Raw genomic sequence first — 320 nt, forward strand, 5'->3', positions numbered from 1 at the left:
TCGAATTGGTGCCACAACGACAACAACATTACCAAGTAGCCATGCATACGGGGTTCCGCAAACCATTACGACAAAAAAAGAAAAAATAACAGTAGATGACATTTTCAAAGACTCACTGGCCTTTGATCACGTACTTCGTGCGCAGTATAAAGAAGTCAAAAAGCAAAATCCAGATGCGAAACTAAACTACAAAGAATATCGTCAACTAATCCCATCTATGCGAGGATTTGAGTATACCTCTATAGAAGACGAACAGAAAAAATTAGAAGCATGGCGTGATGTAGCAATCAGCGGAGCACTGATCATCACGACAATCTTCT

General features: G+C 40.0%; 1 pseudogene. It reads left to right on the forward strand.

The annotated features are described in order from the left end of the window. Positions 1 to 320, forward strand: a pseudogene (locus MR059_RS21595) (hypothetical protein); the annotation flags it as partial.

This window comes from Bacillus cereus group sp. BfR-BA-01522 (assembly GCF_022662635.1).
GTDB lineage: Bacteria > Bacillota > Bacilli > Bacillales > Bacillaceae_G > Bacillus_A > Bacillus_A cytotoxicus.